Origin of the sequence: Brucella sp. 22210 (genome assembly GCF_052045675.1) — a bacterium.
Lineage (GTDB): Bacteria > Pseudomonadota > Alphaproteobacteria > Rhizobiales > Rhizobiaceae > Brucella.
This window is the reverse complement of sequence record NZ_JBQEPD010000084.1, coordinates 1-5,242: the sequence shown is the minus strand read 5'-3', so window position 1 is coordinate 5,242 and position 5,242 is coordinate 1. Positions and strand designations below refer to the sequence as shown.

The window sequence follows — 5,242 nt, the reverse complement described above, 5'->3', positions numbered from 1 at the left end:
TCGCCACGCGCTACGACAAGAACCCGTACAATTTCCTCGCTGCTGTCAAACTGATCGCTGTCAGCATCTGGTGCATCAGTTTATGAGTCTACGCTCTAGCTGAAGTGCATCAGCAAGAGGTTGGAACTCCTTTGTTAAATATCAAAAGGGTCTCACAGTCGCTACAAGGCGATTTTAATTTGCGCGCTTCTGTTCCGGCCCGCGTCGGCTATGCCGTCACACGAGCGGTAGACACGAGTATAGCTGGCGAGCCACTCAACCGGTCGCATCACCAGACGCGCCCCGGCCATGACGGTTCTTCCGCCAACGCATCGAACGCGGTATCAGCCGAGATCAGCGTCAACCGCCGTGTGATCGCCGTCGCTGCGATGAACCGGTCGAACGGATCGCGGTGTGTCCATTCCAGCGTTGCGGCAAGCAGGCTCGTCTCGGGCGATACTTCTAAAAGCCGCCCACCTTGTCCATCGGCCAGTTCGATCAGCCGGGAGAGAAACGGTTTCATTTCCGGCCATTTGCCGAGGCGGACCTTCTGGCCGATTTCGAACAGGCAGATGGCACTGATCGAAACCGTATCAGCCTGCTCCATGGCAACGGTGGCCGCAGCCGACAGGCGGGCGTCAGCTGTCATGGACCATGCCCATGCATGGGTGTCGAGTAGAATATGTTTCACTCACCACCTTCCCAAAGCGAGAGTTCCTCATCGCTCATCGCTTCGAAAAAGTCCGGACCTGGCCCAGAGAGTTGCCCCTTCAACAGGCCAATCATGAAACTATTCTGCGGAACGGGCACAATCCGCACGACAGGGCGCTTGCCCTTGGCGATGATAACTTCTTCGCCTGCCAGAGCTGCCTCAATCAGTTTTGAGAGATTTGTTTTTGCTGCATGGATTGTGACCTGCATCCGAACACCTTCTAGCTAAATTAGCTAATAATAGGAGATTGCCCATCTTCTGTCCAGCCACTTGTGCGGTGCATCAGCCTGGAGAATTACCGAGATTTTTTCCTGGTCATGATCCCGATATCCGAAGCCGAACAAAAACATGCCTGTCAGCGGCAGTTAAATGTTGCGGCATGCGCACCGGAGTTATTAGCACACACGGTACCGCCATAATAACCATTGCAAAAATGCTCTTTCTTGCAGGAGACGATCCCGAGAGAAACTGAATAGCCCCTAGATTTGTAGACACCTTCTTTCCTAATTTTGAGGCAAGAAGAGCATCATGAGCAAATCGAATTTCAACGAAGAATTTAAGCGCGACGCTGTGCGTCCCTCACGGAGGGAGGTTATCCTGTCGCGGAGGTTTCGCAGCGTCTGGGCGTCAGCCAGCATTCCCTTTACGGAATGGAAGAAGAATTTTTCAGCGTCCAGCGTCCAGCGTCCAGCGCCAAAGGCAATGACGAGGCCGAGGAGATCAGGCGACTGAAGAAGGAACTGGCTCGCGTCACCGAGGAGCGAGATGTCCTAAAAAAAGCGGACGCGTATTTCGCCAGGGATGCAAAGTGAAGTACGCGTTCATTGCTCTGCATCGCTTGCAGTTTTCTGTGCGGACGATGTGCCGCCTCCTGCGGGTTCATCCCAGTGGGTTTTACACCTGGCTGAAGAACCCGCCGAGCAAGCGGGCCAGTGAGGACAAGCGACAGACCGATCTGCTCCTGAAGGCATGGGGAAGAGAGCGGCAAGATCTACCGTTCACGCGATGAAGCTCGTCAGGACGAGTTCGACTACATCGAAATGTTCTACAACCCAAAACGCAAACACGTCATGAACGGGATGCTGTCGCCAGTCGAGTTCGAGAAGCAGCAGAAAATATAACCCGAGGGTGTCTACGAAACTCGGGGCTATTCATTTGATTCGATAATGAGGCCAGTATAAGTGGCTCCATGGGACAATTTTTAGAAACGTTCGATCGTGAAACTGGGATTATCTCTGCCTTGATAATGAGTTCCAGCGAAATTTTTCGAAACGTTTCCTTCAATTATCTTATATTGATTTCTAATTTTCGGTATTGATACGATATTTTTCCATTTATTTGAAACAAATCTTTTTGTAAATGGATAGTAATTGTAATTTCCTTTGGGCCCACATAGATAGGAAAAATTAATTCCGGAGGTAATTAGACTTGCTCTAATGTCATAAAGGAAGTTTCCGTTCCCCGTAAAACAAGCATGAAACTTAATGACACCCACATTTCTTAACCCTAAACTATGCAATTTTGTCACTATATAGGCCGGCTGTGAGGTTGCTTGCATTTCTCGTCCACGATAGTGCTGTCCTAGAAACCCCCCTCTCCCTGCGTGACCAATAAGTATCAGTTTGTCGTTGGCCTCTAAATTGGAAAGTGTATCTTCATTTTTAGATAAATTAAATATATCGATATAATCGGAATATAATGTCCTTAAAAAACTATACTCAAGGTGACAGTTGTGATTCTTGAAGTCATACATAAAAATAGCTTTTACCTTGCCATGTGGCCAATATGGCCGAGGCGTAAGGGTGGCTCCAAGCGAGTATATTTTATGAGTTAAAGACAATTAATTACACCTATATTGAAAAGTATTATAGACCGAAACCTCTTTACGATTTTAAAATTATACATTCAATAATGAATTGCCTAACGCAAAGGCTAGCCCCGAATACGTTTGCCGCACCGTCCAGAAGCTGCTTCCTCCAATCCGCGATCTGGTTCGTAAGCCCACGGTGAAGGCCGTCTTGCGATGACGGCCTTCTGACTGCCAGTCCTAGTGGTAACACTAGGAGTAGTCATATGACGAAGCATTCAATTGAGGTGATCACGTCCGTGGAGCGCCGTCGGCGCTGGTCACGCGAAGATAAAGAGCGCCTCGTCGCTGCCTGCTTTAAGGCGGACGCGGTAGTCTCCGAGATTGCCCGCGCGGCCGGCATCCATGTCAGCCAGTTGTTCCGTTGGCGCAAAGAGCTTTGCCGGATCGAGGAGCCAAGGTCTGATACGGCGACTTTGGTGCCGGTGATCGTATCCGAGGCCGCTTCGACAGTCTCTCCCGTTCAGCTGGAAGCGCCCACCACATCCCATCTTCGTCGGAAGCGCAGCGATGTAACGATCGAGCTCGGCCGGGGCCGTCGGGTCCGCGTGGATAGTGATATTGACACGGACGCGCTTGGCCGGATTCTCGATTGCGTATTGGGTCTGCGATGATCCCGGTTCCTGTTGGCGTGAAGGTCTGGCTGGCCACGGGCTATACGGACATGCGCAAGGGCTTCCCCGGTCTGTCGTTGATGGTGCAGGAGGCGCTGAAGCGTGACCCGATGTGTGGACACCTGTTCGTATTCCGCGGCCGCGGCGGTGGCCTGATCAAGGTGATCTGGCATGACGGCCAGGGCGCTTGCCTGTTCACGAAGAAGCTGGAGCGTGGCCGCTTCATCTGGCCATCAGCGGCCGATGGCACGGTGGTGATCACACCTGCGCAGCTCGGTTATCTGCTGGAAGGTATCGACTGGCGGATGCCGCAAAAGACCTGGCGGCCGACGTCGGCCGGATGAGCAAAAACACTGGAATGATGGGGTCAAATATGATTCCATCCTGTCATGAGCGACGCGACCGAAGAGCTTCCGGACGACCTTGCCAGTGCCCTTGCACTGCTGGCCCAGGAACGCGCTCGACGTGTTACAGCCGAAGCAGAAGCGGCAACCGCCAAGGCAGAAGCCGCCAGTGCAAAGGCACTCGTATCGCATTCCGAAGCGCTGATCGCTCGGCTGAAGCTGGAGATCGACAAGGTCCGCCGTGAACTCTACGGCAGCCGGTCCGAGCGCAAGGCGCGGCTCCTGGAGCAGATGGAACTGCAACTCGAGGAATTGGAAGCGGACGCCGGTGAAGATGAACTGGCCGCGGAGATCGCAGCCAAAGCTTCAACCGTCAAAGCCTTCGAGCGCAGGCGTCCGTCACGCAAGCCCTTTCCCGAACATCTGCCACGCGAGCGCATCGTCATCGCCGCTCCCGCCAATTGCGCCTGCTGCGGATCGGCCAAATTGTCGAAGCTTGGCGAGGACATCACCGAGACCCTGGAGGTCATCCCGCGCCAGTGGAAGGTCATCCAGACGGTACGGGAGAAGTTTACCTGTCGCGAGTGCGAGAAGATCACGCAGCCACCGGCTCCCTTCCATGTAACGCCACGCGGCTTTGCCGGGCCAAACCTGCTGGCGATGATCCTGTTCGAGAAGTTTGCCCAGCACCAGCCGCTCAATCGTCAGAGCGAACGCTATGCTCGTGAGGGCGTCGACCTTAGTTTATCGACGCTTGCAGATCAGGTCGGAGCTTGCGCCGCGACGTTGAAGCCACTTCATTGTCTGATCGAAGCGCATGTTCTTGCCGCTGAGCGCCTGCATGGTGACGACACGACAGTGCCGATCCTGGCCAAGGGAAAGACCGATACGGGCCGCATCTGGACTTATGTCCGGGATGATCGGCCGTTCGGAGGCCTCTCACCGCCGGCCGCCCTTTATTATGCCTCGCGGGATCGACGGCAGGAGCATCCGGAGCGCCACCTGAAGACCTTCACCGGTATTCTGCAGGCGGACGCCTATGGTGGCTACAATCCGCTGTTCAAGGGTGATCGCGATCCAAATCCGCTGACCCAGGCACTCTGTTGGGCACACGCGCGTCGCAAGTTCTTCGTGCTCGCAGACATTAATGCGAACGCCAAGCGTGGAAAGAACGCCGCGCCGATCTCGCCTATGGCGCTCGAAGCCGTCAAACGGATCGACGGCCTGTTCGATATCGAGCGGGAGATCAACGGGCTTACGGCCGATCAACGCCTGGAACGTCGCCGCAAGGAAAGCCTGCCGCTCGTCGACGATCTGCATGCTTGGCTTCAAACCGAGCGTGCAAAACTGTCGCGCAGTTCTCCGGTCGCCGAGGCGATCGATTACATGCTCAAGCGATGGGATGGCTTCACGTCATTCCTGGAGGATGGCCGGATTTGCCTGACGAACAACGCCGCCGAGCGAGCGCTCAGAGGCTTTGCGCTCGGCAGAAAGTCGTGGCTCTTCGCCGGATCAGACCGCGGTGCAGATCGTGCAGCCTTCATGGCCACGCTAATCATGACGGCAAAGCTCAACGACATCGATCCGCCGGCGTGGCTGGCCGACGTTCTTGCCCGCATCGCCGACACGCCGATTATCAGGCTGGAGCAGTTGCTTCCGTGGAATTGGACGCCGCCGACCGTCAACGCTCAAGCTGCCTGACCTGCGGCCTCCACCGGAGGCTGAC

The 5,242-nt window shown here is 54.8% G+C and carries 6 protein-coding genes and 3 pseudogenes; 6 read left to right on the top strand and 3 right to left on the bottom strand.

What is annotated here, in order from left to right; translation table 11 throughout:
* Positions 1–86: pseudogene (locus ACTJKP_RS26170) on the top strand (IS5/IS1182 family transposase); the annotation flags it as partial.
* A 182-nt stretch (positions 87–268) separates the two neighbouring features.
* On the opposite strand, the gene ACTJKP_RS26165 reads toward ACTJKP_RS26170, so the two are convergent.
* Positions 269–670 (bottom strand): type II toxin-antitoxin system VapC family toxin, encoded by a 402-nt coding sequence (locus ACTJKP_RS26165; RefSeq protein ID WP_440632745.1) that lies wholly within the window; start codon positions 668–670, stop codon positions 269–271.
* Positions 667–900, bottom strand: a complete 234-nt coding sequence (locus ACTJKP_RS26160; RefSeq protein ID WP_440632744.1) for a type II toxin-antitoxin system Phd/YefM family antitoxin — start codon at positions 898–900, stop codon at positions 667–669. Before ACTJKP_RS26160 ends, ACTJKP_RS26165 begins: the two co-directional genes overlap by 4 nt.
* 319 nt (positions 901–1,219) lie before the next feature.
* Here ACTJKP_RS26160 and ACTJKP_RS26155 point away from each other — a divergent pair.
* Both ACTJKP_RS26155 and ACTJKP_RS26150 read left to right on the top strand, forming a co-directional pair.
* Positions 1,220–1,695: pseudogene (locus tag ACTJKP_RS26155) on the top strand (transposase); the annotation flags it as partial.
* Positions 1,678–1,812: pseudogene (locus tag ACTJKP_RS26150) on the top strand (IS3 family transposase); the annotation flags it as partial. The pseudogenes ACTJKP_RS26155 and ACTJKP_RS26150, both read left to right, overlap by 18 nt.
* A gap of 80 nt (positions 1,813–1,892) precedes the next feature.
* Here ACTJKP_RS26150 and ACTJKP_RS26145 read toward each other — a convergent pair.
* Entirely contained in the window at positions 1,893–2,531 is a 639-nt protein-coding gene (locus tag ACTJKP_RS26145; protein ID WP_440632743.1) for a hypothetical protein, read from the bottom strand.
* Between the two features lie 233 nt (positions 2,532–2,764).
* On the opposite strand from ACTJKP_RS26145, the gene tnpA reads away from it, so the two are divergent.
* From tnpA to ACTJKP_RS26130, 3 genes are read left to right on the top strand one after another with little or no spacing between them, the layout of a single operon-like run.
* Positions 2,765–3,172 carry an IS66-like element accessory protein TnpA gene (gene tnpA / locus ACTJKP_RS26140; RefSeq protein ID WP_440632462.1) on the top strand — a complete coding sequence of 136 codons (408 nt, stop codon included), beginning with the start codon at positions 2,765–2,767 and terminating at the stop codon, positions 3,170–3,172.
* Positions 3,151–3,516 carry an IS66 family insertion sequence element accessory protein TnpB gene (gene tnpB, locus ACTJKP_RS26135; protein ID WP_440632461.1) on the top strand — a complete coding sequence of 122 codons (366 nt, stop codon included), beginning with the start codon at positions 3,151–3,153 and terminating at the stop codon, positions 3,514–3,516. Before tnpA ends, tnpB begins: the two co-directional genes overlap by 22 nt.
* A gap of 45 nt (positions 3,517–3,561) precedes the next feature.
* Positions 3,562–5,217 carry an IS66-like element IS66 family transposase gene (locus ACTJKP_RS26130; protein ID WP_440632460.1) on the top strand — a complete coding sequence of 552 codons (1,656 nt, stop codon included), beginning with the start codon at positions 3,562–3,564 and terminating at the stop codon, positions 5,215–5,217.
* Positions 5,218–5,242 lie beyond the last annotated feature (25 nt).